A 23,421-nucleotide genomic window follows, 5' to 3' on the forward strand; every position below is an offset into this window, starting at 1 on the left:
TAGATGTAACGCTAATCGTTCCACTCATTTTGGCTCATTACGCATGATTGTGCGCAACTATCAAATTGAGGTCAGACCAGCATGGGTTAAACCTATTATTTAATGACCCAAAGATCAAGATTTTTACATGAATTTTGCATTAAAAGTAATGGTTATAGTGCAAGTTAGAACGCGGTATATATGGGTTGCCCAGCTAACTTGTTGTCAACCACGCGGCATGATGAAGATTTAAAGAAAAGAGATAACAGGTGGGGCTCATCCATCGATGATGTCCCCACCTACAAATAGTGTAAGCAAGGTTTACTGAGTAACGTAAGACTTCAATTTAATATCGCCTTGTTCTTCACCATCTTTAAATTGCTGCAAACGCACCAAGGTATAGTTTAATGAAGGAGCAAACCACGCAAAGGTTTCACGGGTTTTAGAGTCGCGAATAAGCTTTACTTTCACCGTCTCGAATTCGCCATAGGGTAATGACAGACTTTCCTTGGCCACCACTTCTACACCGTAGGTACGTAACTCACCACGATAGTTAACAAAGTCGTAGGAAAGGTTAGTTTCGCCAGAGGCTAATTGGTTTGCCAAGTCTACGCGGTATATTTGGTTGTCGAACTGACCGTTCCAAACAAATTCTTCGCCATTTTCAACCGCAATTTTGCCGCCATTGTCGGTATTGAAATTAACGGTAAGCTTTTTATCTGGCCCTGTGCCCGTGCGAGTATAATGATACTCAATGGGTAACACAGTACTGTCTTCTACTTTAAAAATAGAATGCTCATAGCGTTTGTCAGATAAAAAGAACTTCGAGACTTTAGAAGAGTAGGTGAGGGAGTATTGTGTGTTGCTTAACGCTTCAAGCTTAATGCGAGCTTCGCCCACATCATCGCCCCACTTGTAAGCCGTATAAACTGCCTCGTAGGGTTGAAGTTTATTCTCTGTTGTATCGGCTGCGTGGGCGTTAGCGCCCACAAAAGCCAAAAGAAACGCTGCTACAAAGCTGCGTTTACTCGTTTGCATAACCCGATTCTGGGAGTTCTTGCTCATCTAGGATAGCCTTATTATTTACCATCTTAAGTCGCCCCGCACTGAACCAAGAAAGCACTAATGGGTATATGCGACGCTCCTGTTCTTGAACACGATCTGCTAAGTCTACCGCAGTGTCATCTTCGAAAACCGGCACGCGACTTTGAATAATGACTGGGCCGCCATCTAACTCAGGTGTCACAAAGTGCACGCTTACGCCGTGTTCTTCGTCGCCGTTGTCGATAGCTTGCTGATGCGTATTCAACCCTTTGTATTTGGGCAACAAAGATGGATGAATGTTCACTAATTTTCCAGAAAAAGTATTTACAAACTCAGGCGTTAAAATACGCATGAAGCCTGCAAGCACAATATAGTCTGGGTTTAATGATTCAATTTCAGCTTGCAATGCCTTGTCGTAGCTTTCCCGACTGTCATGCTGCATGTGGTCTAGGCTAATGGCGGTAATACCGGCTTCTTGCGCACGGGTTAAGCCGTACGCATTAGGGCGGTTACTTATAACACCACATATTTCAGCATCAAGCTTTTCAGCGCTAATGTTATCAATAATGGCTTGTAAGTTACTGCCGTTACCTGAAATTAAAACGCAAAGTCTGGTTGATGGAGTGCTCACGCGTTTATCTCAACTTGCTGTTCACCGTCTTTGGCTTGAATGTCACCAATTAACCAGGCGTTTTCACCGTGTTCTTTCAAGGTTGCAATAGTGGTATCTACATCGGCTTCATCAACAACAATCACTAAGCCAACACCACAGTTGAACGTACGGTACATTTCGTGACGAGTAACGTTGCCGTTCTCTTGTAGCCAGCTAAACACTGAAGGCCACTGCCAGCTCTTTTCGTCAATCACCACTTTTGCATCATCAGGTAAAACGCGCGGGATGTTTTCCCAAAAGCCGCCGCCAGTAATGTGTGAAATGGCGCTAACATCTACTTTCTCAAGCAATGCCAATACAGATTTCACATAAATACGGGTAGGTTCAAGTAAATGCTCGATAAGCGGCTTGCCGTCTAAATTTTGATTTACGTCGGCGTTGCTCACTTCTAAAATCTTACGAACCAGTGAGTAACCATTAGAGTGAGGACCTGACGACCCTAGTGCGATAAGTTTCTGGCCAGGCTTCACTTTAGTGCCGTCAATAACCTTTTCGGCTTCAACCACGCCTACGCAGAAACCCGCAATGTCGTAATCGCCGCCATGGTACATTCCCGGCATTTCTGCGGTTTCACCACCAATTAGGGCACAACCCGCTTGCTCACAACCATTACCAATACCGGTTACTACCGATGCAGCAACATCAACATCTAGTTTTCCAGTAGCGTAATAATCTAAGAAAAACAGCGGCTCTGCGCCTTGTACAATAAGGTCGTTAACACACATGGCAACTAAGTCGATACCCACACCATCGTGACGGTTTGCATCCATAGCAACACGAAGCTTAGTGCCTACACCATCGGTTCCAGAAACCAGTAACGGGTTCTTATATTTTGTTGGAAGCGAACATAATGCGCCAAACCCACCAAGGTTTCCTTTTACTTCCGGACGGTGAGTCCTTTTAGTAACGGATTTAATACGGTCGACAAGTTGGTTTCCCGCATCAATATCGACACCAGCATCTTTATAACTAAGAGAGGTTTTATTTTCGCTCACGTTTGCGCCCTAGAACTAAGAGTAAGAGGTAGAAAAACGCGGATTCTACCAGTAAGTCACCACAAGTCCAATTGACTAGGGCGGATATGGGTCAGATCATGTGAAAAAAGTGTAATTTGAGTATGAATTCTCTTTTTTGGTGGCTTCAAACTTCGTTTTTTATATTTATAGATGAAATAAACATAAATATGACAGAGAATAGCGGGCAACGATCTTTTGGCGTTGTAGTGGAGTAGTGAAGAAATTGATTTCTTATCGGAACAGGAAAATTAGGCGTATGTTTCAGCAACAATTAATTCGCGGTGTAGGGGTGGCAATAGCGGTGTGCACGATGAGTGCCCATGCTACGCAGCACGTGGTGGTTAATGAAGCACAGATACCTGTTAGTGATCAGAGTCAAAAAACACAAGCCAATGCAGTAAAAAAAGCCCTAACTGAGGTAATGGTGAAGGTATCGGGAAATACCGAGGTGTTGCAGAACCCTGGTGTAAGGGCTGCACTTAGAACTCCCGAGGCGTACCTTCGCTCGTACCGTTTTTCTTATTCAGGCAACGACACCTTTTATGTTGCTGAGTTTGATAAAACGAAACTGACCGATTTAATGAAACGTGAAGGCCTGCCTTTATGGGGCGAGCGTAGACCAGAAACTATTGTGTGGTTAGCCACAGAAACTGACGACAACGAACGCATCATTTTAGATGAAAGTACACCAACACCTGTAGGGGAAATGTTGGTTAACACTGCGAAAACCCGTGGTGTGCCGGTAAGTTTACCGTTAATGGATTTAACCGACTCAGCCAGTATTTCCATTTACGATGTGTGGGGTAGGTTTGTTCAGTCTTTAACAGCATCATCACAGCGTTATAGTGTTGATAATATTATTGGCGCTCGTTTGTATAAAAATACCGCGGGTGAAATGCCGTCTATTCCTGAAGGCTTACCTGCTTCATCCGGCGCTTTTCAAGATACTAATTCCCCAGACAATACCTACACTGATAATCAAAGCCAAAACGCTATTGCAGGTACAGAGCAGCCATTAAGTGGTCAACTCGATTTAAGTGAGGTTGACAACATGGTTGATGGCACGAACCTGCAGGTAAACGAAGAGCAACAAGCTAGCCTTGCAGGCGATGAAGTGACCGCCACGGCGGCTTTGGTGAATGAAGCGCAAGAAATGCCGCCTTTCACAATGGATGAATTCACTCAACACGCCCAAAAAGCACAAGAAGGTGAATATGCGCTTGATTGGGTGTTTGTGGGTAATGGCAAGGTAAGCTACGGGTCTATTTTTGCCGACGAACCTACCTCACTTACTCAGCAGTTGGTTGATGCCTATGCCAACTACTTATCTTCACAATACGCGGTGATCCCAGGTGCGGTAGATGCAGAAAGAGTGCAAATATCTGTGTCGGTTGCCAATATAGACTCGTTAAAAAAATACGCTAACGCTAATGCGTATTTGAAGAGCTTAAGCGTGATAGAAGAAGCGATGTTAACTGGGCAAACTGGTTCAGTAGCCACCTACAATTTAACTTTGCTTGGCACCCCGGAAGATTTACTCAATACCGTAAGGCTTGAATCTAAACTTCGGCCTGTAACGGATTCTTTCGGTCAAGTGGTAGAAGGATATACCTTTTACTGGAATGAATGACCCTTTTGCTATGCAGCTAACTCTCCCTGTAACGCTACCCACAGATGAAACCTTTGACAGTTTTGTTGATGAGGGAAACCAAGAAGTGGTGGCGTTGCTTAAGGGTATTCCAAGTGCCATGCCTGCCTGGCAGGATGCGCCGTCTTTAGCGTCGCTTTCTGCATTACACTTGCCATTAGTGACATTGCTAGGTGGGCAAGGATTGGGTAAAAGCCATTTACTGTATGCGTTGTGTCATCAACTGGCGCAGCAGAACGTAAACCACCTTTATTTAAATTTGAACCATCATGCCCAGTGGTCTTTCGATATTTTTGATGGGTTAGAAAACCTCTCGGTTATCTGTTTAGATAATATACATGCCATTGCGGGTCATGCACGATGGGAAGAAGCCTTATTCGACCTTTTCAATCGGGTGATAGAAAACCCTCACGCACTTATTGTGGGTAGCAGTCAGCATGGGCCTTCACACCCCGCGTTTCAATTGCCAGATTTAAGTTCTAGGCTTGCGTGGGGCGTAATTTATCATTTAACGGCGCTTAATGATGAATCGCGTAAGGAAGTGGTTCGATTGCGGGCTAATCAACGGGGATTGCGGTTGTCAGAACAGGCATTGCAGTTTTTATTGCACCACAGCGACCGAGATTTGCGAAGCTTATTAAACTTATTAGCCAGGCTTGATACCCGCTCATTGCAAGAACAAAAAAAGCTCTCTGTCGCTATGGTTAAGCGAGAACTCGGGCTTAATTAACACAGCTTTATTCCTGCCGCTAATGCTCTGCCATAATATCTCTGCCGTAATATCAGTACCGCGTTTCTCGTCTAATGTTTCTCCCCTAATACTGACTTTCCTCAAGCTTCTTTTGTGCTTCTATAATCGCATTCTTTTCATCGCCAGTTAGCTCGACACTTTCTTCATTGTCTAAATTCACCGTATTAAACCACGTGCTGCCGTCAGGAAATAAAGTCGGTGATGGCATGGCAGCTTGAATAGCCGGAATGTCGAGCAAGGGTAATACGCGGCTAACCGCATAATCTGCCCGTAATTGAAGGTTGTCGTCGTTAATACGATCTCGTTGCCCCCACGTGACATTATAAGAACCATCGTCTACTGCATCACCCGAAAATATACCCACATCGGCACTGGCGCCCATTCGATAAAGCATCATGAAACGCTCGACCAAATTAGCAAAGTCTTCTCTTTCGGTATAATAGGAATAAAAGGTCACTGCACCGTCGTTAGCAAACCAATTAGCCACTTGAGCCGCTGAATAAGCGCGCTGTGTACTGTTAGCCGCATCGCCCCCGTAGCGTACCTGTGCCAGCGCATGAAGTTGCGATGAAGTCAGTGGCAAGGTATTTTCAAGGCCTGTAGATAAAGGAGAGTTGTTGTTAACGTAGTTTAAAGGGGTATTGCTGTTAGATAAGGTCGACCAACTTGTATAGTCGAAGAAATCATTTGCGTGGGCGAGTTCGTGGTACATCAACCATGTTAGTGCGGCATCGACACCTTGTTGAGTGCGGGTTGCCCTTGTTGACGCTGCTAAGCCAGTTTGTGGGTAGTAGTATTCACCCTCTTTTACATATCGCCAAAAGATAGAAAAATCTAAATCACTACCAAAGCCGCTGCGATAGTCGGGCTGAGTATTAATGGTGTCTCTTTCTTCAGGGCTGCGCCAAAAATTATTCGCGTCCAGATAAATAGCACCCGTTACGGCCCAATAAAATGAGGGGCGAATATCGTAAGAAATCACAACGGCACTGGTTGCTCTTAGCATTTGTAGCAAATCTTCGCTGCTGTCAGATGTTTGTAAGAATTGCTCGAATGCTTCTCCCATCCAAGGATGTGACACATAGGTTCTATCTAAAATATCATCAATAGTAGGCGATTCTGTTTGCTGCCCAATAAGAGGAAGTTGGGCAAAGGTGCAGCTTGATGTTAGTTCATTGTTGTATACACAAGCTTCTAACGCAGCGGCATAGGGGCTATTGGGACGGTACGCTTGCATGTGCGAAGTAACGGTTTCTAGAATACTGCCTGAGTCGTCAACGAAATACGCATCCGAATTTATATCAATATTCTTTATCACTACCTGAACGGTATCGGTTGCAACAGAACCATCATCGAAAGCTAGCGTAGCTTGAATTTCTGCAATGCTGTCGGCGCTGACTTGTGGTGCTTGAAAATAAAGGTTGTAGGATAAATCGTCGTCATCAAAGGTAAATGCGGGTATGGATGCCCCCGATAGCTGTTCCCAGGTAATGTCCGTTACGGTTTTTAAACTGTTGTTATCTACGTGCAGTGAAACGCGGCCACCTTCGCTGGCTTCGTGACCTAAGCGTAAAATGGCTTCAGGAGGCTGACCTTCAATAACGTTAAGGCTAAACTCTTGGGTTAAGGTTTCGTGGGTAAAGGTTTCTTGGGTAGAGGTTTCTTGGGTAGAGGTTTCGTTGGGAGAAGTTTCGCCGACTGAAAACGATGCGGTAACCGAAACAAGGTATTCGCCGGCCGCCGTAACATCGAAGCCTATGGCTTGGGTGTGAGAGGCAAGAGGGGCGATACTGCCTGCACCACTCACCGCATTAACGGTCCAATTTACGCTGGTGATTGATGTGCCCGATGGGGCAATAACGGCAAAATCAGCAGAGTCGCCAGCAATAAGTTCGCTGGCGCCCTGTATGGTTAAACTGGGTGGTGAAGATGGGGTGGGGGTTGTGACACTACTATCTCCTCCTGAACCGCCGCATCCATATAATGCCAACAGTGAAATCGGTAGTAGCCTCTTCATCGTTATTCCCCTTGTTCGAAATGCGCCTTTTCTTCTTGCATAACTTGTTTAAGTTTTTTCAATCCAAGGCCAAGTTCACGTCCACGTTTGCGCGCAAACGCACTGCAACCAACGAACATTCCCACACATAGTAGAATTTCAATTGCTGCATACCAGCGCTCTTCAGGTACTGCATAAGCCACCGTACAGCCGTGCATTAAATAAAACAGTACCACGAAATTTGCCCAAGCGTGAGTATACGGTTTACCTTGTATAACGCCTTTGTAAGGTAAAAGTAACGGCACTAAATAAACTAGCGTAATAAATATTGGTGAGTACGTTAGCGTTTTATTAAGAAAAAACTGCCACGCAATAATCCACACAATTAATAAGGTATGACAACCCAGTGCCAAATAACGATAAAAACGCGTGTTAGGCGCCATGTGTTGTCTCCTGGTTATTTGCATGCCACAAAGCACTGGCTAAGTTTGCCAGACGTTTACCTTGAGCAATACATAAAGATTTTTCATCTTCGGTAAGTGTGACCGCATTATCTAGGGCCACATGGCTCACACCGTAAGGGCTGCCACCACTTCGCGTGTGATGCAGTGCAGGCTCGCTGTAGGGCAGGCCGCACATCACCATGCCATGGTGAAATAGTGGAAGCATCATAGACAGCAGCGTTGATTCTTGGCCGCCATGCATAGAAGAACTTGATGTAAATACACACGCAGGCTTATTAATTAACGAGCCTTTTAACCATTGGCTACTGGTGCTGTCTAAAAAGTGCTTCACTGGTGCAGCCATGTTACCAAATCGCGTAGGGCTTCCTAGGGCAAGCGCGCTGCACTGCTCGAGTTCTTGTAAGGTCACCGTGGGGGCTGCGTTAGGGTTTGCCTCTTTTAAACTGGCGTCTGCATTTTCTTCGCCTGAGCCCTGATCACTTGAACTATTCGAGTTAATGTTTAGGCTTGCCACGCTGCGCACAATTACTTCAGGTCGCACAAATGATGCAGAAGCGGCTTTTGCTTCCATGCTTGATAGTTCAGCCATTGCACCTTGTGCTATAGCATCGGCTAACTTTTTGGTACTGCCATGGCGGCTGTAATAAAGAATTAAAATAGGGCCCATTATACGATTTCCAGTACGGCCTCTGGCGGTCTTCCAATACGGGCTGCATTGTTGTTAATCACCACAGGGCGCTCAATTAACTTAGGGTGTTCTACCATAGCGGCAAAAAGCTGCTCATCGGTAATATCTGCACCACCTAATGCATTCGCTTTATAGGCTTCTTCTTTGGTACGCATCATGTCTCGCACATTTTCTATGTTAAGTTGCCCAAACAAGGTTTTAAGTTCAGCGATACTCAGCGGCGTTTTTAAATATTCTACTACGGTAGGCGAGATACCTTTTTCTTCAAGTAGTGCTAGGGTTTGGCGGCTTTTAGAGCAGCGCGGGTTATGTAAAATAGTAACCGAAGACATAATGTCGCCTCATCGTTAAATCATTGCCAAATTTTGGCGCTGACTATTGCTTGTTTGAAGGTATTTTTCAAGGTGCTAAGGCCTTATTAGTGACAAAAGCGCAATAATATTGGTGTGTAGGCCCCATAAATGAAAGGTGATGCTAAGCAATTAACCCTGCTTGTGCAAACTACGCGTTTAATCTGGCGTAAATACCAAGGTAATCTCATTCTCAAACACATGAAAATACTTGCTATTAAATACGCAGCAAGGCATGTTTGCACACCGTTGTTATCTATATTGTTGTTTATATATTATAAATAATAACGCTGTTCTTATGGCAAAGAAGTATGGCAAAGAAGTACGGCAAAGAATTACGGTAAAGAAGTACGGCAAAGAATTACGGTAAAGAAGTACGGTAAAGAAGTACGGTAAAGAGTAAGGCAAAGAATTACGGTAAAGAAGTATGGCAAAAAAGGTGCGCTAAAAATGACGAACGCTGTGAAGCAAGGGCTGTTGATTATATTGGTGATGTTACTTTCAGCAACCGCTGGAGTATGGTTTTACCATTACCATCAAACCGACTTTGAAACCCTTCAGGGCGACACATATAAATGGCGTGATTTAGAAGGTAATTGGGTGATCATTAATTACTTTGCACCCTGGTGTGCGCCGTGTTTAAGAGAAATGCCTGAGTTACATCATTTAAGCGAAAACCTACCGCCAAACACTTTGTTATTCGCCATTAATTACGACGTGCTACCGGAAAATGATTTACAGGCCATGGCAAACAAGTTTGATATTACGCTAAATTTGATTGTGGCTAATGAAGAAACCCAGCTTCCCATTACTAAGCCGCCGTATTTACCGGCGACTTATATTGTGGGCCCGAAAGGGCAGGTTCAAGCCGAAATTTTAGGTGAGGTAACCGCTGATATCTTAAAAGACAAAATTGCAGCGTTGCAGGCTAGGGCACTATAAACGCTGTAACCGCTCTTCTTGATCTCTAAATTGCTTTATTCTTGCCCTAATGCGCTGCTTTTGAAGATGGTCGTCATCTTTCGCAAAGTTATAAGCGTACTGTAATTCATCTACGGCGCGGGTATAAGCGCCATAAAGGGCGTACACTTCTGCCTTACTTTGATGCATTTGCGAAAAGCGCTTCGCTTTTTGATACGCTTCTGACATCAACTGATGCGCAATTTGGTATTCGTCGTTCACCAATAAAAAGTCTTTCAATAAGCTAATGGCATCATCGTAACGACTGGCACTTATCATGGCATTTGCTTGGTTAAGCGCCAGTACTTGATTGCGTGGGCTGTTCTCTACAAACGGTGACAACATTTCCACTGCCTTCAAAGGCTCACCTTTAGCAATGTAAATATCTGTTGCAGCGTCTAGGTAAAACAGGTTGCCGCTATCTTTGGTTAGCAATTCACCCATAATGATTTCTTGGGCTTTGTCGTACTCTTCCGTTCGCATATACGCCAATGCTAAGGCGTAAAGCGAAGCTTCTCTTACTCGATAAACCTTTTTATCTACCTGTGCGGTAAAATACTCTACCGCGTAATCAGGTTCGAATGAGTACCTGGCCATGATTCTTGCTTTAGCAAGTTCAAACTGTTTGCTTACCGGAACAAAGCGAGAAGGGTAGTCGTCTGCACGCGAACGGGCATCGGCAATACGAGATTCAGTTAATGGGTGAGTTAACAAACGCGCCGGCGGGCGAGAAACGTTTCGATACTCTTCAGCCATAATTGAAAAGAAGTCGGCAGCGCCATTGGCATCAAACCCGGCCCGAGACAGCATGGCAATACCGATGCGGTCGGCTTCTTGTTCATTAGAGCGGGTGTAGTCAATTTGCATTTGCACAGAAGCCGCTTGGCCTGCTTGCATTGCCGCCATACCCGCCTGAGGGTTTGCCATGGCAATTAATACGCCACCAATAAGAGACGCAATCGCTAAGGGCGACGAACGTTGTTGCGCTTGCATGCTTCGAGCGATATGCCGTTGTGTAACGTGAGAAATTTCGTGAGCCAGTACCGAGGCCAATTCACTTTCAGTATTTGCCCGTCGCATAAGGCCCGTGTGAACACCTATATGCCCACCAAAGAAAGCGAAAGCGTTAATCGCATCGTTATTTACCCAGAAAAAACGGAAGGGGAATTTAGCATTTTCGGCATGAATAACTAAGCGGTTACCTAAATCTTGTAGGTATTCGTCTAAAACTGGATCGGCGATTAGCGGGCTTTGCCCGCGCATTTGACGCATAACGGCATCGCCAACAATCATTTCTTTGTCTAAAGAAATAGCGTCAGACGCCACTACACCAATTTCAGGTAGCGCATTTTTATTCGTGTAACTCACGCTTTGCGCAATACTCGACAAGCTTGCTGTAATAAGGAAAGACAGCACCAAGAGTTTTTGAGATAACCTTTTCTTCATGTACCTGTGATTTACTGAACAATACTGGAATACGTATTAGAGCACCAAAGTACCGTTTCAGTTTCAATTATTTATTATGAATTTTATCATTCTGCCTAGATAAGTAGGTTTATGCCAGTTTTAGTGCAATTTACCCTTATCAATTAATTTGGCATTTGACCTGAATATTGCTTGTTAAATCGTCTTACCAGATTGATTTAAATAGAAAGTGTATTGCCCGATGCTTAGTCTTTACACTATGATGCGTATCCTATTCTTCAAATTTCTCAGGAAGCTTTTATGATCAGTGTGTTTGGTCGCTGGTACCGACGCAAATTTTCCGATCCTGATGCAGCTATGCTGCTTATACTCATACTTATTACAACCGCCGCGCTGCTTTTGTGGGGCGAGCTTATCATGCCTGTTTTAGTGGCAGCCATTGTGGCTTATTTACTTGATTGGCCGGTTACCCACCTTGTTAGATTCGGCGTAAGCCGTGCTATAGCTTGCGGCATCGTATTGATGGGGTTCATTACCCTCGTCATTTTCATGTTGATTGGTTTAGTGCCCATTGTCACTCGGCAAAGCATTAATCTTATTCAAGAAACCCCTTTAATATGGCAAAAGGCCCAAGATTGGATCTTAACTTTGCCGGAAAAATACCCAGATTACGTGCAGGTTTACCAGATTCATCAAATGATGGAGGGGCTAAACGACAAACTTGTTGGTGTAGGCGAAACATTAATATCAGCTTCTTTTAGCAACATTGCCAATGTGGCGGCGCTATTAGTTTATGCGGTGCTTGTGCCTTTAATGGTGTTTTTCATGTTGAAAGACAAAATGTATTTCTTAGAAAGCATTTCTAACTTGTTGCCTAAAGAGCGCCGATTAATTACGCAAGTTGGCCATGAAATGAATTCACAAATTGCCAATTATATTCGCGGCAAAGTAATTGAAATTGTGATTGTTAGCTTAGTGTCGTGCGTGACCTTTGCCTTCATGGATTTACGCTATGCTATTTTGCTTGGCGTATTGGTAGGTATTTCTGTGCTAATTCCTTACATAGGCGCAGCGGTAGTCACCATTCCTGTTGCTATAGTTGCATTGTTTCAATGGGGCTTAACGCCTGATTTCTGGTATTTGTTTATTGCCTATTCGATTATTCAGGCATTGGATGGAAACTTATTGGTGCCTTTGCTTTTCTCTGAAGCAGTAAGCCTGCACCCACTGTATATCATTATTGCTGTGCTGGTATTTGGCGGCCTTTGGGGCTTCTGGGGCGTTTTCTTTGCCATACCGTTGGCAACATTGGTAAAAGCAGTAATAACAGCGTGGTCGAGTAACCCTGCCGGTTTACCGGTGGCTGAAAGCGAATAAGCTGTAAATATTTAACATCCAGTGAAATAAAAAAAGCGGTAGTGTGAACTACCGCTTTTTTTATTAGCTTTTTGTCAATGTTAAATCGATATAAAACCGCTAACGAAATACGTTTATAAAGAGTTACTTGTTATCTGCCAAGTAATCTAACACTACTGTGTGATGCTCTTTGGTTTTGAACTTATTGAAAACGTGTTCAATAACGCCGTTTTCGTCTACTAAAAAGCTCAAACGATGAATACCGTCATACTCTTTACCCATGAACTTTTTCAAGCCCCATACGCCAAAAGCATCTGCTACCGCGTGGTCTTCATCTGACAACAAGGTAAAGTTTAGGCTTTCCTTTTCAGCAAATTTTGGCAAGCGTTTAACCGCATCAGGGCTGATACCCATTACTTCCACATTCAAGCCGTCTAATGCCTCTTTACTGTCGCGTAAGCCTTGTGCTTGCACGGTGCAACCTGGCGTCATCGCCTTAGGGTAAAAGTAAACCAGTACTTTTTTACCTAGGTAATCTGATAACGTAATGGTTTCATCATTTTGGTTTTGAAGTGAAAACTGTGGTGCTTTATCACCAACTTGAAGCGTGTTCATTAGATTCCTTAATATGTTTGTCTACAACTTTACCGGTTACATTGAGTTCTTCAAACAACGCGGTTAGTTCTGATTCTAGAGCAGCAAAATCTTCCGAGGCGGGCATGTTCACAACAAACTTGCATCGCATACATTCGTTTTTACACTCGGCCGCTTTGTATGTGGCTTGTCTAAATGCACTGATTGATGCGTTACGTTTTGCGAAAAAGCCCGTCACTGCTTCAATAAGGCCAGCGGTATCTTCGCCGCTGAATTCAACGTGAAATAAGTGATCGAGATTTTGCTTTTCGTGGTGACTAGTACGTTTCATCATGGAAAGCAGATCGAGACGCTGACAAAGGGGAGGCACAGCACACTCAGCGCGAGTAATGGCTGACTGCGAACCTTCTAAAATCATAGTGAGTGAAAATTCTTGGCCATAAATAGCTTGCCGACTATCTAAAATGTTGCACTGGGCTTCCGATACCGTGGATGCAATTTCACTTAATATACCCGTTTTATCTGAACCTAAAATGGTCACAATCAGTTGCTGCTGAGACATTAAAACCTACATCACAAGAAACGTATTGCGTGATGGTAGCATAGAGTTTTTTTTTAGTACCAGCGGCTTTTTGTAGTATTGATACAGATTATTGTCAAATTCTTGGCATTTAGGCGTGAGATAGCTTGTGTTTAGCTACTGACATATTTACCATGTGCGCTCATATTTTGCGGAGAGATTATGTTTACTGGTAGTTACGTAGCACTCGTCACGCCGATGTTTGAAAACGGCGACATCGATTACAAGTCACTTGAGAAGCTAGTGCGCTTTCATGTTGAACAAGGCACACATGGTATTGTGTCTGTTGGCACCACTGGCGAGTCGGCCACCTTGCCGTTTGATGAACACGTAAACGTAGTTAAAGAGACCGTTGCTATGGTGTCTGGCGCTATTCCTGTTATTGCAGGTAGTGGCGCAAACTCAACTGCCGAAGCGATTTTTCTTACCCAACAATTGGGTGCGGCCGGTATCGACGGCTTCTTAAGTGTAGTTCCTTACTACAACAAGCCTCAACAAGCAGGCATGGTGGCACACTTCAACGCCATTGCTGATGCCAGCGATTTACCGGTGTTGTTATACAATGTACCGGGTAGAACCGTTGCTGACATGCTGCCTGAAACCGTTGCCGAACTTTCATCTCACAAAAACATTGTTGGATTAAAAGACGCAACCGGTGATATTGCTCGCCTTAAAGCAACGCAAGCACTTGTTCCTTCAGACTTCGTTTTACTAAGTGGCGATGACGGCACAAGTTGTGAGTTTATGTGTGAAGGCGGTCATGGTGTTATTTCTGTGACAGCAAACGTGGTACCTAAAGCAATTGCACAAATGTGCGAAGCCGCTTTAGCAAAAGATTTTGATAAATGTCGCACTATAGATGAAAGCATCGAATTGCTTCACAGCGCGCTATTTATCGAGCCTAATCCAGTTATTCCAAAGTGGGCTTTATACAAAATGGGCATGATGGAAAGTGCACAAATGCGATTACCTATGGTTTTACCGGAACTTGTAAGCCAAAAACATATCGAAGAACTATTACAAAAATACGCATTGATTTCGGGTTAATAAGGAACACAGATGAATAGAACGCTGGCTATAGTGAGTTCGATGGTTGTAATCGCACTTGCAGGTTGTTCAAGCCAAACAGATAGAAAGACGGCTTCAGGAACGTACAAATACTTAGAAACAAAAGAACAAACCCCAGTACGTGTTCCAGCCGACTTAGATGCGCCCACTTTTTCTAGAGAGTTTGCAGTACCTGAATTAGACGAAAGCGTAGATGAAAGTCTTGTTGGAAAGAAATTACTTGTGCAGTCTCCTGCATTAGTATTGCCGCTTGTTACTGGTTCACACGTTGAAGAAGGCAAAAGCACAGCAACAATTTGGTTTGACCAAGTTGATGATAGCCAGCCGTTAAGCCAAGCCGTGTGGAATTCTTTGTTAAGCTTCCTAGAAGAACAAGGCATTGGCGTAGATTTCTTCGATCCTGAACAGCAAGTGTTAAACACTGACTGGATGATCATCAAAAAAGAAGTGGATAGCCCTTGGTACAGCTGGACCAGCACCGAAAGTGAAGTGGGTCGCCGCTTTGAATTCGTTCTAGACGTAAAACCTCACGGTAGAACCGCAGCGCTTTCTGTTGATTTAAAAGACTACATGGCCACCACGGGTGACGATGTTGTTGCAGAAATTTCTAGCATGCAAGAGCGCCGCGAAGAAGTAGACGTACTGAACCAAGTGATTGGTCATTACGAATACCAAATTCAGTTACAAGAAACCCGCCGTATTGCACGTATTCGCCAAGGCTTAAATACCGAAATGGGCTTTAACGATGACGGCAACCCAGCATTTATGGTTGATGCACAGTACGACGTGGTATGGCCACGTATGTTGCTAGTATTGCGTAAACTTGGTTTCGACGTAAAAGATTTAGACAAATCAAACGGCTTACTGTTTGTTACCTATAATGGTAGTGACACGGGTTGGTGGGGCGGCTTGTTCTCTAGCGACAACGAGTTACTTGAAAAAGGTGACTACCGTTTAAAAGTTTCACGTGCCGGTGAGAGACGCAGTTCAGTGACTTTCATGAATAATGAAAGCGAACCTTTTGAAGCCAATCAGGTTTCAGACCTTTACGGCGCATTTGCCGAGGTCATGTCAGAAGATAACCTTGATATATAATTGAGACTGAGAATGGAAAAACGTGACGAGCTTTACCGCGGTAAAGCAAAAACTGTGTATTTTACCGATGACAGCGATAAGTTAATTCTGCATTTCAGAAACGACACATCAGCTTTCGATGGTGAAAAAATTGAACAGCTAGACCGTAAAGGCGAAGTGAATAACAAGTTTAACCATTTTATTATGACTAAACTTGAAGAAGCGGGTATTGCTACGCAAGTAGAAGCCTTGCTTTCTGACACTGAATCTTTAGTTAAAAAGCTAGACATGATCCCAGTGGAATGTGTTGTTCGTAACCTAGCGGCTGGTTCTTTGGTTCGTCGTCTTGGTGTAGAAGAAGGGCAAACGTTGGCACCGCCTGTGTTTGAATTCTTCCTTAAAAACGACGCACTGCACGACCCTATGATTAACGATTATCATATTGTGTCATTTGGTTGGGCGACTGAAGCGCAAATTGCTGAAATGAAGTCGTTAACGTTTAAAGTAAATGCCGTACTTAAATCGCTGTTTGATGAAGCAGGCATGTTGCTAGTAGATTACAAACTTGAATTCGGTGTTGATCCTGATGGCAACATTGTTTTAGGTGATGAATTTACCCCTGACGGTTGCCGCTTGTGGGACAAAGAAACCCGCAAGAAGATGGATAAAGACCGTTTCAGACAAGGCCTAGGCTCGGTAGTTGAAACTTACATTGAAGTTGCAGAACGCTTAGGTGTTTCACTGTAACTTACATACTAATGTAAAGATTGAACGAAAAAAGGACCCATTGCGGTCCTTTTCTTTTGTCTGTAAAAAGGTAAATTAAGCAACGCTTTGATTAACAGGGCTTTGATTAACATAGCTTTGATTAAACAACGCTTTATTTAAAATAGCCTTGTTCAAAAAGAGCTTTGTGCATTTTATATAATGCTAAGTGCACAACTAAACGCTATAAAATTATCATCATTATAAAAAGGGCTTTTATGTATACGCTGCTGGAGAAAACGAATGGGTAACCCGTACGGATTAGTGTGTATTGCCATGCTGGCGTTTGCGGCCAATTCGTTATTATGCCGAATGGCATTGGCTAATACCGATATCGACCCGGGTCTTTTCACCACAATACGCTTAGCCAGTGGCGCATTGTGCTTAGCCCTTTTAGTGGCCTTTACTGCCCGCCGTTCATTGTTAGCAAATAGTAAAATTGGCCAAAGCGCTACGGGAATAGACAGCGCTGCGGCGGGCACAAACAACGCGGCGACGAACACCAGCCCAATAGCAGCAATTAAACAACAAGCATCAATAGCAGGGGCGTTAAGCCTATTTGTTTATGCTATTGCATTTTCTTATGCGTATATCTCGATGTCGACAGGCACAGGCGCGTTGCTATTGTTTGGGGCGGTGCAGCTCACTATGATTTCAGTGGGCTTATTAAAAGGCGAACGCTTTGCTTCGTTTCAGTGGCTAGGGTTTTTACTGGCTTTTGCAGGCTTAGTTATCTTGCTGCTTCCAGGGGCTAGTGCGCCACCATTGTTTTCAGCTTTATTAATGATAAGCGCCGGTATTGCATGGGGTTTTTATTCTTTACTAGGTAAAAAGAGTAATGCGCCCTTATTGCTAACGGCGGGTAATTTTTTATATGCCACGCTACTTTCCCTGCCTTTAATTGTTTGGTTATGGGTGACCGATACCTGGCAATGGAGCAACGATGGGGTGTTATTTGCGCTGGCATCTGGAATAGTGGCATCTGGTTGTGGCTATGCCATTTGGTACAAGGCATTACCTTTAATTCAATCGACAACAGCTGCCACCGTTCAGTTAAGTGTTCCGGTTATTGCTACGCTCATGGGCTGGGCGTTTCTTGCCGAAGCCATTAGCGTACAAATTATGGTTGCCTCTTTAATGACATTAGGCGGTATTTGGTTGGTTATTAAAATGCGCAAAGCTTAGTTTAACTAAGCTGTGTTAAACGAAGCTTCGTTTAGGGAAGCCTAATTTAGGAGAGAAGTACACCCGCTGGACACTACTAATAAAAGGCAAAGTAGCAGTAATTGGCAAAGCATGTTAAAAAGTAGTTAAATGTAGATGTCGATGAACTGGGTTGTTATCCCATTAGCCGTAGCGCCTATAGTGAGCCGCAGCGCTGATATGAGCGGCAGCTCAGACTAAAAACCGCAGCTTCGACCATTACTATAAAGGATTAACGTGGGCTTATTGACTAACATTCGGCGTGCACTAATTGCTTCTAAATTTCAGCGTAAAGACTTAAAAATTATTGAGGCTATCCCAGGCGAAAGGTTTGCCACTATTGTTTTTGACTTTAAAGATAAAGGCTGGGAATTAACTGATGCTAGAGGCGAACTAGATGTAAGCCATGAAAGCTGGCAGGGCAAACTTCGCAAAGGCACCAGCACGCTTACTTGCACATGGAGTAAGAATGACCAAGGCGAGATAGTGGGTTTAACCCGCATTGTTGAGGGCATAGCGAAAGACTACAACTTAAAAGTGCAATCTACGCCTAGTCGATAACCTAAGTCGAAAACAAATCGATAAGCTGAGCTTTTGGTTTTCAACACATAAAAAAATGACGTAAACAAGCATAAGGGAAACATAGCTTATCTACGTCATTTATCAACTGATGGAGCTGTAATGAGAGCGGTTACGTTATAGCGGTTGAATTAACAACACGCTATTACCATTTTCCATTACAGCCGTCTTTTCTCGCTTTTACTACAAAGCTTTTCACTAAGTAGCCTAGAAACGGTAAGACGCCGACACTCTAAAGCGGCGCGGTGCACCTGGCTCAACCCATACATCGGCAAAAGAGTTGGTGTAGTGCTCTTTATCGAAAAGGTTGTCTACTTCTGCACGTACCACTAAGTTTTCAACCGGTTCAATTTGCGCAAATGCGCGCACGGTAGTGTAACTAGGTAAATAGAAGTCTGTTGCTGTTTGGCCTAAACGCTCATCTACGTACAACAAACCAGTGCCTAAGCGCACCGGCATATCTGAAACCGTAAGGCTTTTGCCTACTTGAACGCTAAGCTGATTTTCAGGCACGTTAATTAGCGGGTCGCCCGCTTCAATAGCCGCCACAAAGTTAGCGTCAGCCGCATCGTTAGTACTTTCTGCATCGATATAAGCGTAAGACACCCACAACGCAATGCCATTGCTGAACTCAGCGTTAATATCTAGTTCAACACCACGACTGCGCGCTTCACCGCCAGGGGTTAAAAAGAAACCGTCAGACGCTTCATCGCTGCTATCGAACACCAAAATATTGCTTTGATCGATATTGAAGATAGACAGAGTGATGTCGCCGCGAACGTTGTTAAAGAACGACGTTAGGTCGGTTTTAACACCCACTTCGGTAGACTCTGATTGATTTGGTTCAAACGGATTTCCTGCATAATCAGAACCCGTAAGTTGACGGAAGCCTTCACCGTACGTGGCGTAAAAACTAATGCTGTCATCAAGTAAATACACTGCACCTAACTGAGGTGAAAATTGGGTGTCATCTTGCGAGGTAATGGCTACCGGATCGCTTAAGCGGTTTTGAATTTCTTGTTCAAATTTGTCAATTCGACCACCAAAGCGCACTTGAAACTTATCGGTAATGTTCACTTGGTCTTGAATGTACATTCCCCATGCTTCCTGGGTTTCTAGGCGGTTTAAGTTGTCTGACAACTCAACATCAGCCACAGGCGAGTAATCTGGGTTAAGAATATCTACCACAAGATATTGGCTTAAATCCAAATCGTTAATGTCTGTGTCGCCAGAAAAATAAGATGGGCGGTAGCGCAAGATAACCTGATCGTTTTCAAACTTATCGTAATCACCACCAATAATAACGCGATGGCTAATTGAACCCGTATCAAACTCACCGGCTATTTCGCCGCGCAGTACTACATAATCGGTTTCAAAGTCGCGGTAGCGTTTAAAGCGCGAAAGCAAGGTTTGATCTGGGTCGATAAACAAGGTTTGACGCCCTGCAAAGTTGGTTTCTAGTGCATTACCTTCAAAGGTAGTGTCACGCAGGCCAGCGCCGATAAGTAGGTTCCAGTCATCGTTAAGTTCGTGAGAAATCTCAAGCTGGTGACCAACCACGTCGGTAGTAATTCTATCGCCAGATGGGTCGCCCACGAAGGTTTCAATAGGCTGAATTCCTAACTTACCATCCACCGCGATAACACCACGGTCGAAGGGGATTTTTTGATTTGTGTATTCAAGCTCGTAGGTAATACGGGTATCTTCAGAAAATTCCCAGGTAACAGAAGGGTAAAAGCCTAACTTTTCGGTTTCTACCGTATCTCTGAAGCTTTCAGCGTCTTCGTAAAAGCCCACTAAGCGAACGCCAACATCTTCTTTTGCGCCCGCTACCGTTTGCACGTCGGCTTCAATGCGCATTTGATCCCAACTGCCATAAGTGGCTTTTACTTCGCCACCTGAAACAAATTGTGGGCGCTTGGTCACTAAGTTAACTGCACCGCCAGGTTCACCACGGCCAAATAAAGCCGCTTTAGGGCCTTTTAATACTTCCACGTGGTCGATACCCGCCAAATCACGAGGGCCACCAAAGCCACGGCCAGCATTAAACCCATTTACCAAGAAACCACTTGGTAGGTTTTCATCACCAGAAAAACCACGAATGGCAAAACTATTCCACAATCCACCAAAGTTATTCTGCCTAGCTACCGAAGCAGAAAGATCTAATGCATCATTTAAGTTAATGGCACCTGCATCACCAATTAAGCCTAAGTCGATATCTTGCGCGGCGGCAGGCACTTCTTTGTATTCAAACGCACCTTGATAAGCGCGGTGCATGCCGTGTACCGTAATTTTCTCGACCTTTGCTTCTTCGTCTTTTTGAGACGAGCTTTGGTCATTTGTTTGAGCAAAAGCAGGGGCATTGAAAAATGCAGCAATACTGATGGCGAGTGTAGATTTCACCCAGTTATTTTTCATTGGTGTTTTCCTGTGTGTTCGTTCTTGTTGTAGTAAATGTTGTAGTAAATTGTGAAGTTGTAGTGAATTGTGGAAGCTGCTTAAGGCTGGCTTCTGTAAACTCAGGCGCAGCAAAAAGTTGTTGGTAATAAAACTCGCGCAACGATGCGTGAAACGCGCGCACCTTATTTTCATAATCAATCATAGATTGCACGTTGGTGTTAGCGGTGTTCGACAACAAACGCTGGGTTAGCAACGAAGGCGATAACAAAGACACATAACCTGCCAGCTGGTTTTTTCTGAGGGTGGCTTGTTGATAAGCGTTAGAAAGTTCGCTTGCCCGTTCATCGCCAACTTGCTGAAAAGCGTAATACCATTTCCAGTTAAACGAACCATCACGTTCAGGATCGTACGCCGTGTAATTAGCCCACTGTGGATGAGTTTCAATAAACTTTTCCCACGTGGCTCCTATCGGCTTATCCCAGGCGCCGTTTACGGCTTCACGTTGTGTAAGCACAATGTCGCCACCTTCTGGTGTATTAACAACCGCATTAATAATGGTATGACCGGTAACCGGCACTATTACGGTGGTAATAAGCCATACCCCCAACATTAACGAGGCAAGGTGGGTGGCACTGTATTTAGCAAACCGTTGCGCCGCGCCAATGGCCAATACAATGGCAGACCACACGCTTATAGTACCCAGTACAATAACGCACGCTAACAAGATAGAACGTAGCGATGCGCCATGTACAATGGCAAAGGCAATAAAAGGAATAAGTGTAACTAAAGCTAACGGCACCAGCGTAACTAGCGTACGAGAGGTCCATACCGCATGGCTATTGCGCGCCGTTACATTAAGTAAGTCGAAACGTCTGGCTTCACGCTCTTTTGCTTTTAAGTCGTACAGCAGCAAGATAATAAATAGCGGTAGTAACACGCTTACTACAAAGGCAAAATCGAAACGCCCTAAAAAGGCTAGTTCTGGGTTATCGGTGTCGCTTTCATATATTTGCCCTTCAAGGGCTAACATACGTATACGATGTTTCCACGGAAACACATCACGTTCACCCACAACAGCAAAGGCGAGGGGCGAAGGCGGCGCATAGGTTAGGTGAAAGGCGTAATACGCCACCATGCCATAGCTATTTTGATGGGAAAGCACCGCTTCACGCTCTACAGTGTCTTTTTCTAATAAGCGTTCGATAGTAGCTTGTTGCGCCTGCATTTCAGCATGACCCGACCACAAGGCTACCGTGCTTAATAGAAATACCACCAACAAGGTTAATTTAAATTGGCGGTGTGCAAACACAAACCCCGCTTCGCGCTTAATATCGTTAAACCGCATCATGGGTTTAGCCTCCTTACTGCAAGATTAAGAAGTAGTACAGCAACACCCACCCAAAGAAGAAGTTGTAAACAGTACATGGCAGCACTGCTTAAGCGCGCTTTGGGGGCTTCGGGCTGGAAACTAAATTCAGACAATACTGCCCAGTTACTGGCCTGTACTACCGCTTTGTCTGCGGCTTCTTCGCTAGCATTGCGGTTCATATCAAGTTTGTAATCAAGCTTTTCTACGTGCACTTTGTTTAAGCCTTGTACAAACTGCATACGTAGGATTTCGGCTTCACGCAAAAAACGGTGGTGAGTTTCAATACTGGTGCCCGCAAGCAGGGTAGAGAACGAACGCAGTGCCACGGTAGGGGAAAGCCAGCCAAACTGTCTTGCAATACGCGCTTGGGCTAGTTCTTCTTGCATGCGGCTTTCTGCAAATTCATTAATGACAACCGCTTGGCGCTGCTCTGAATATTGCGCCACTATGCCTCGAAAGTTCACAGGAAGGTCGACTACCGAATCGACATTGTATTTATCGAGAAGGTCTTGTTTAAGTTTAACAAAAGCCGGATCGTTAACATCGTGACCATCGCCTAAGCTACGAAGTTTTTCTTCTACTTTAAAGTCGGCTTCTAACTTGCCAATAGAGGGCTCTATACTGGTTGCCACACTGCTGCCCATTCTAGGTAGCAATATGCAAGCGCTCATCCATATAACGATAAGCACGGTAAAGCTGGCACTGCTTTTTTCAAATAACGTAGAGCAGGCAGTAACCACCACAGCCCATAACAAGAAATAAAGCATGTAACCTAAACAAAAAAGCGTTACCACTAAGGCGCTTTCATTGGAAAAGGCGACGTACACGCAAGCTAATAACAAGGGCAGTAAAAAAATACCGCTAGCCAGCATTAAGGCCACCAGTTTTCCAAGCACCAACTGCCAACGGCTAGCGCCTTGGGTAAGTAATAAAGTGAGTGTGCCTGCTTCACGTTCCCGTGAAACACTGCCGTAGCCAATAAGAATAATAAACAGTGGCGCTAACACCAACGCCAAAAAGCTTGGCGTTAAGCTACTAAAACGGGTAAGCCCTGCAGACTGACGCTGCTCGGCAAACATGGCACTGTTTTGCCTGTGGCCTTCTAAGAAAATTGCGTTACCTGTGTACGTGTCTACACCCGGTTCTATTACGCTAAGCGGGGTAGGCGTACGAAACACATAATGCCCGTAATGCACCATGCGGTGCGGATGTTTGTCGGGCTGCGATAAAAAGCGTTCTTCAGCTTCATGTTGAAGGTGTTCTCTGGCGTGCGCTGCCTCTTCAATATGAAAGCTATTTACCACAAGTGCAGCTAGGGTGAGTACACTGCCCAAAATTAACACCGTGGTAGCAACTTTGGTTCGCAGCCAATAACGCCACTGTTCAGCGCAAATGGTTTTTACTGTTTTGCTTACCATGTGGTTTTTTTCTTTGTAAAC

The 23,421-nt window shown here is 44.3% G+C and carries 22 protein-coding genes; 9 read left to right on the forward strand and 13 right to left on the reverse strand.

Annotation, left to right across the window (positions count from 1 at the left end):
- Positions 1-300 precede the first annotated feature (300 nt).
- The 3 genes from AAC006_RS10030 to purM are packed head-to-tail and all read right to left on the reverse strand — an operon-like array spanning position 301 to position 2,691.
- On the reverse strand, positions 301-1,044 hold the full coding sequence (locus AAC006_RS10030; protein WP_129738140.1) for a DUF3108 domain-containing protein: 744 nt from the start codon (positions 1,042-1,044) through the stop codon (positions 301-303).
- Positions 1,004-1,654, reverse strand: a complete 651-nt coding sequence (purN, locus tag AAC006_RS10035) for a phosphoribosylglycinamide formyltransferase (RefSeq protein WP_126873520.1) — start codon at positions 1,652-1,654, stop codon at positions 1,004-1,006. Before purN ends, AAC006_RS10030 begins: the two co-directional genes overlap by 41 nt.
- A complete protein-coding gene (purM, locus tag AAC006_RS10040; protein WP_339891213.1) occupies positions 1,651-2,691 on the reverse strand; it encodes a phosphoribosylformylglycinamidine cyclo-ligase in 1,041 nt (346 codons plus the stop codon). The genes purN and purM overlap by 4 nt, the downstream gene beginning before the upstream one ends.
- Before the next feature lie 277 nt (positions 2,692-2,968).
- Here purM and AAC006_RS10045 point away from each other — a divergent pair, with 277 nt between their 5' ends.
- A complete protein-coding gene (locus tag AAC006_RS10045) occupies positions 2,969-4,342 on the forward strand; it encodes a DUF2066 domain-containing protein (RefSeq protein ID WP_339891215.1) in 1,374 nt (457 codons plus the stop codon).
- 10 nt (positions 4,343-4,352) lie between these two features.
- A complete protein-coding gene (gene hda, locus AAC006_RS10050; protein WP_339349059.1) occupies positions 4,353-5,090 on the forward strand; it encodes a DnaA regulatory inactivator Hda in 738 nt (245 codons plus the stop codon).
- Between the two features lie 85 nt (positions 5,091-5,175).
- Here hda and AAC006_RS10055 read toward each other — a convergent pair whose 3' ends face one another.
- From AAC006_RS10055 to arsC, 4 genes are read right to left on the reverse strand one after another with little or no spacing between them, the layout of a single operon-like run.
- Positions 5,176-7,128 carry a hypothetical protein gene (locus AAC006_RS10055; protein WP_339891217.1) on the reverse strand — a complete coding sequence of 651 codons (1,953 nt, stop codon included), beginning with the start codon at positions 7,126-7,128 and terminating at the stop codon, positions 5,176-5,178.
- 2 nt (positions 7,129-7,130) lie between these two features.
- Positions 7,131-7,550: a DUF2069 domain-containing protein gene (locus AAC006_RS10060; protein ID WP_013784241.1), complete on the reverse strand. Its 420-nt coding sequence runs from the start codon at positions 7,548-7,550 to the stop codon at positions 7,131-7,133.
- A complete protein-coding gene (gene wrbA, locus AAC006_RS10065) occupies positions 7,540-8,238 on the reverse strand; it encodes an NAD(P)H:quinone oxidoreductase (protein ID WP_339891218.1) in 699 nt (232 codons plus the stop codon). Before wrbA ends, AAC006_RS10060 begins: the two co-directional genes overlap by 11 nt.
- Positions 8,238-8,591, reverse strand: coding sequence for an arsenate reductase (glutaredoxin) (arsC, locus tag AAC006_RS10070; RefSeq protein WP_013784239.1), 354 nt, complete (start codon positions 8,589-8,591; stop codon positions 8,238-8,240). Before arsC ends, wrbA begins: the two co-directional genes overlap by 1 nt.
- A gap of 468 nt (positions 8,592-9,059) precedes the next feature.
- Here arsC and AAC006_RS10075 point away from each other — a divergent pair, with 468 nt between their 5' ends.
- Complete coding sequence (locus AAC006_RS10075; RefSeq protein WP_338455804.1) at positions 9,060-9,551, forward strand: TlpA disulfide reductase family protein; 492 nt, start codon at positions 9,060-9,062, stop codon at positions 9,549-9,551.
- Here the strand turns inward: AAC006_RS10075 and AAC006_RS10080 are convergent.
- Positions 9,546-11,015 carry a M48 family metalloprotease gene (locus tag AAC006_RS10080; protein WP_288388361.1) on the reverse strand — a complete coding sequence of 490 codons (1,470 nt, stop codon included), beginning with the start codon at positions 11,013-11,015 and terminating at the stop codon, positions 9,546-9,548. The two genes, AAC006_RS10075 and AAC006_RS10080, sit on opposite strands and share 6 nt — an antisense overlap.
- Before the next feature lie 279 nt (positions 11,016-11,294).
- Here AAC006_RS10080 and AAC006_RS10085 point away from each other — a divergent pair, with 279 nt between their 5' ends.
- Complete coding sequence (locus tag AAC006_RS10085; RefSeq protein WP_057792036.1) at positions 11,295-12,371, forward strand: AI-2E family transporter; 1,077 nt, start codon at positions 11,295-11,297, stop codon at positions 12,369-12,371.
- Positions 12,372-12,494: 123 nt separating this feature from the next.
- Here the strand turns inward: AAC006_RS10085 and bcp are convergent, their stop codons facing one another.
- Both bcp and AAC006_RS10095 read right to left on the reverse strand, forming a co-directional pair.
- Positions 12,495-12,965, reverse strand: coding sequence for a thioredoxin-dependent thiol peroxidase (bcp, locus tag AAC006_RS10090; RefSeq protein WP_288388360.1), 471 nt, complete (start codon positions 12,963-12,965; stop codon positions 12,495-12,497).
- On the reverse strand, positions 12,943-13,506 hold the full coding sequence (locus AAC006_RS10095; RefSeq protein ID WP_208805645.1) for a glycine cleavage system transcriptional repressor: 564 nt from the start codon (positions 13,504-13,506) through the stop codon (positions 12,943-12,945). Before AAC006_RS10095 ends, bcp begins: the two co-directional genes overlap by 23 nt.
- A 180-nt stretch (positions 13,507-13,686) precedes the next feature.
- On the opposite strand from AAC006_RS10095, the gene dapA reads away from it, so the two are divergent.
- From dapA to AAC006_RS10120, 5 genes are all read left to right on the forward strand, one after another.
- The gene (gene dapA / locus AAC006_RS10100) at positions 13,687-14,571 is read left to right on the forward strand and encodes a 4-hydroxy-tetrahydrodipicolinate synthase (protein ID WP_013784232.1); all 885 of its coding nucleotides are present in this window, start codon (positions 13,687-13,689) and stop codon (positions 14,569-14,571) included.
- A 12-nt stretch (positions 14,572-14,583) separates the two neighbouring features.
- Positions 14,584-15,687 carry an outer membrane protein assembly factor BamC gene (bamC, locus tag AAC006_RS10105; protein WP_126873508.1) on the forward strand — a complete coding sequence of 368 codons (1,104 nt, stop codon included), beginning with the start codon at positions 14,584-14,586 and terminating at the stop codon, positions 15,685-15,687.
- Positions 15,688-15,699: 12 nt separating this feature from the next.
- Complete coding sequence (purC, locus tag AAC006_RS10110) at positions 15,700-16,413, forward strand: phosphoribosylaminoimidazolesuccinocarboxamide synthase (protein WP_013784230.1); 714 nt, start codon at positions 15,700-15,702, stop codon at positions 16,411-16,413.
- 261 nt (positions 16,414-16,674) lie between these two features.
- Entirely contained in the window at positions 16,675-17,616 is a 942-nt protein-coding gene (locus AAC006_RS10115) for a DMT family transporter (RefSeq protein ID WP_339891220.1), read from the forward strand.
- A gap of 264 nt (positions 17,617-17,880) precedes the next feature.
- Complete coding sequence (locus AAC006_RS10120; protein WP_338456698.1) at positions 17,881-18,195, forward strand: hypothetical protein; 315 nt, start codon at positions 17,881-17,883, stop codon at positions 18,193-18,195.
- 225 nt (positions 18,196-18,420) lie between these two features.
- On the opposite strand, the gene AAC006_RS10125 is transcribed toward AAC006_RS10120, so the two are convergent.
- From AAC006_RS10125 to AAC006_RS10135, 3 genes are read right to left on the reverse strand one after another with little or no spacing between them, the layout of a single operon-like run.
- Complete coding sequence (locus AAC006_RS10125; RefSeq protein WP_339891222.1) at positions 18,421-20,631, reverse strand: TonB-dependent siderophore receptor; 2,211 nt, start codon at positions 20,629-20,631, stop codon at positions 18,421-18,423.
- Complete coding sequence (locus tag AAC006_RS10130; protein WP_339891223.1) at positions 20,621-21,961, reverse strand: DUF3526 domain-containing protein; 1,341 nt, start codon at positions 21,959-21,961, stop codon at positions 20,621-20,623. The genes AAC006_RS10125 and AAC006_RS10130 overlap by 11 nt, the downstream gene beginning before the upstream one ends.
- Positions 21,958-23,400: a DUF3526 domain-containing protein gene (locus AAC006_RS10135; RefSeq protein WP_339891252.1), complete on the reverse strand. Its 1,443-nt coding sequence runs from the start codon at positions 23,398-23,400 to the stop codon at positions 21,958-21,960. The genes AAC006_RS10130 and AAC006_RS10135 overlap by 4 nt, the downstream gene beginning before the upstream one ends.
- Positions 23,401-23,421 lie beyond the last annotated feature (21 nt).

The organism is uncultured Alteromonas sp. (genome assembly GCF_963976965.1).
GTDB lineage: Bacteria > Pseudomonadota > Gammaproteobacteria > Enterobacterales > Alteromonadaceae > Alteromonas > Alteromonas naphthalenivorans.

Excerpts from the sequence above, each read along its gene's own strand:
- AAC006_RS10130 (WP_339891223.1), bottom strand. The coding sequence starts at position 21,961 with ATGATGCGGTTTAACGATATTAAGCGCGAAGCGGGGTTTGTGTTTGCA.
- AAC006_RS10135 (WP_339891252.1), bottom strand. The coding sequence starts at position 23,400 with ATGGTAAGCAAAACAGTAAAAACCATTTGCGCTGAACAGTGGCGTTAT.
- hda (WP_339349059.1), top strand. The coding sequence starts at position 4,353 with ATGCAGCTAACTCTCCCTGTAACGCTACCCACAGATGAAACCTTTGAC.
- wrbA (WP_339891218.1), bottom strand. The coding sequence starts at position 8,238 with ATGGGCCCTATTTTAATTCTTTATTACAGCCGCCATGGCAGTACCAAA.
- arsC (WP_013784239.1), bottom strand. The coding sequence starts at position 8,591 with ATGTCTTCGGTTACTATTTTACATAACCCGCGCTGCTCTAAAAGCCGC.
- AAC006_RS10095 (WP_208805645.1), bottom strand. The coding sequence starts at position 13,506 with ATGTCTCAGCAGCAACTGATTGTGACCATTTTAGGTTCAGATAAAACG.
- AAC006_RS10030 (WP_129738140.1), bottom strand. The coding sequence starts at position 1,044 with ATGAGCAAGAACTCCCAGAATCGGGTTATGCAAACGAGTAAACGCAGC.
- AAC006_RS10125 (WP_339891222.1), bottom strand. The coding sequence starts at position 20,631 with ATGAAAAATAACTGGGTGAAATCTACACTCGCCATCAGTATTGCTGCA.
- AAC006_RS10055 (WP_339891217.1), bottom strand. The coding sequence starts at position 7,128 with ATGAAGAGGCTACTACCGATTTCACTGTTGGCATTATATGGATGCGGC.
- AAC006_RS10085 (WP_057792036.1), top strand. The coding sequence starts at position 11,295 with ATGATCAGTGTGTTTGGTCGCTGGTACCGACGCAAATTTTCCGATCCT.
- purC (WP_013784230.1), top strand. The coding sequence starts at position 15,700 with ATGGAAAAACGTGACGAGCTTTACCGCGGTAAAGCAAAAACTGTGTAT.
- bcp (WP_288388360.1), bottom strand. The coding sequence starts at position 12,965 with ATGAACACGCTTCAAGTTGGTGATAAAGCACCACAGTTTTCACTTCAA.
- dapA (WP_013784232.1), top strand. The coding sequence starts at position 13,687 with ATGTTTACTGGTAGTTACGTAGCACTCGTCACGCCGATGTTTGAAAAC.
- AAC006_RS10045 (WP_339891215.1), top strand. The coding sequence starts at position 2,969 with ATGTTTCAGCAACAATTAATTCGCGGTGTAGGGGTGGCAATAGCGGTG.
- AAC006_RS10060 (WP_013784241.1), bottom strand. The coding sequence starts at position 7,550 with ATGGCGCCTAACACGCGTTTTTATCGTTATTTGGCACTGGGTTGTCAT.
- AAC006_RS10080 (WP_288388361.1), bottom strand. The coding sequence starts at position 11,015 with ATGAAGAAAAGGTTATCTCAAAAACTCTTGGTGCTGTCTTTCCTTATT.
- AAC006_RS10115 (WP_339891220.1), top strand. The coding sequence starts at position 16,675 with ATGGGTAACCCGTACGGATTAGTGTGTATTGCCATGCTGGCGTTTGCG.
- bamC (WP_126873508.1), top strand. The coding sequence starts at position 14,584 with ATGAATAGAACGCTGGCTATAGTGAGTTCGATGGTTGTAATCGCACTT.
- AAC006_RS10075 (WP_338455804.1), top strand. The coding sequence starts at position 9,060 with ATGACGAACGCTGTGAAGCAAGGGCTGTTGATTATATTGGTGATGTTA.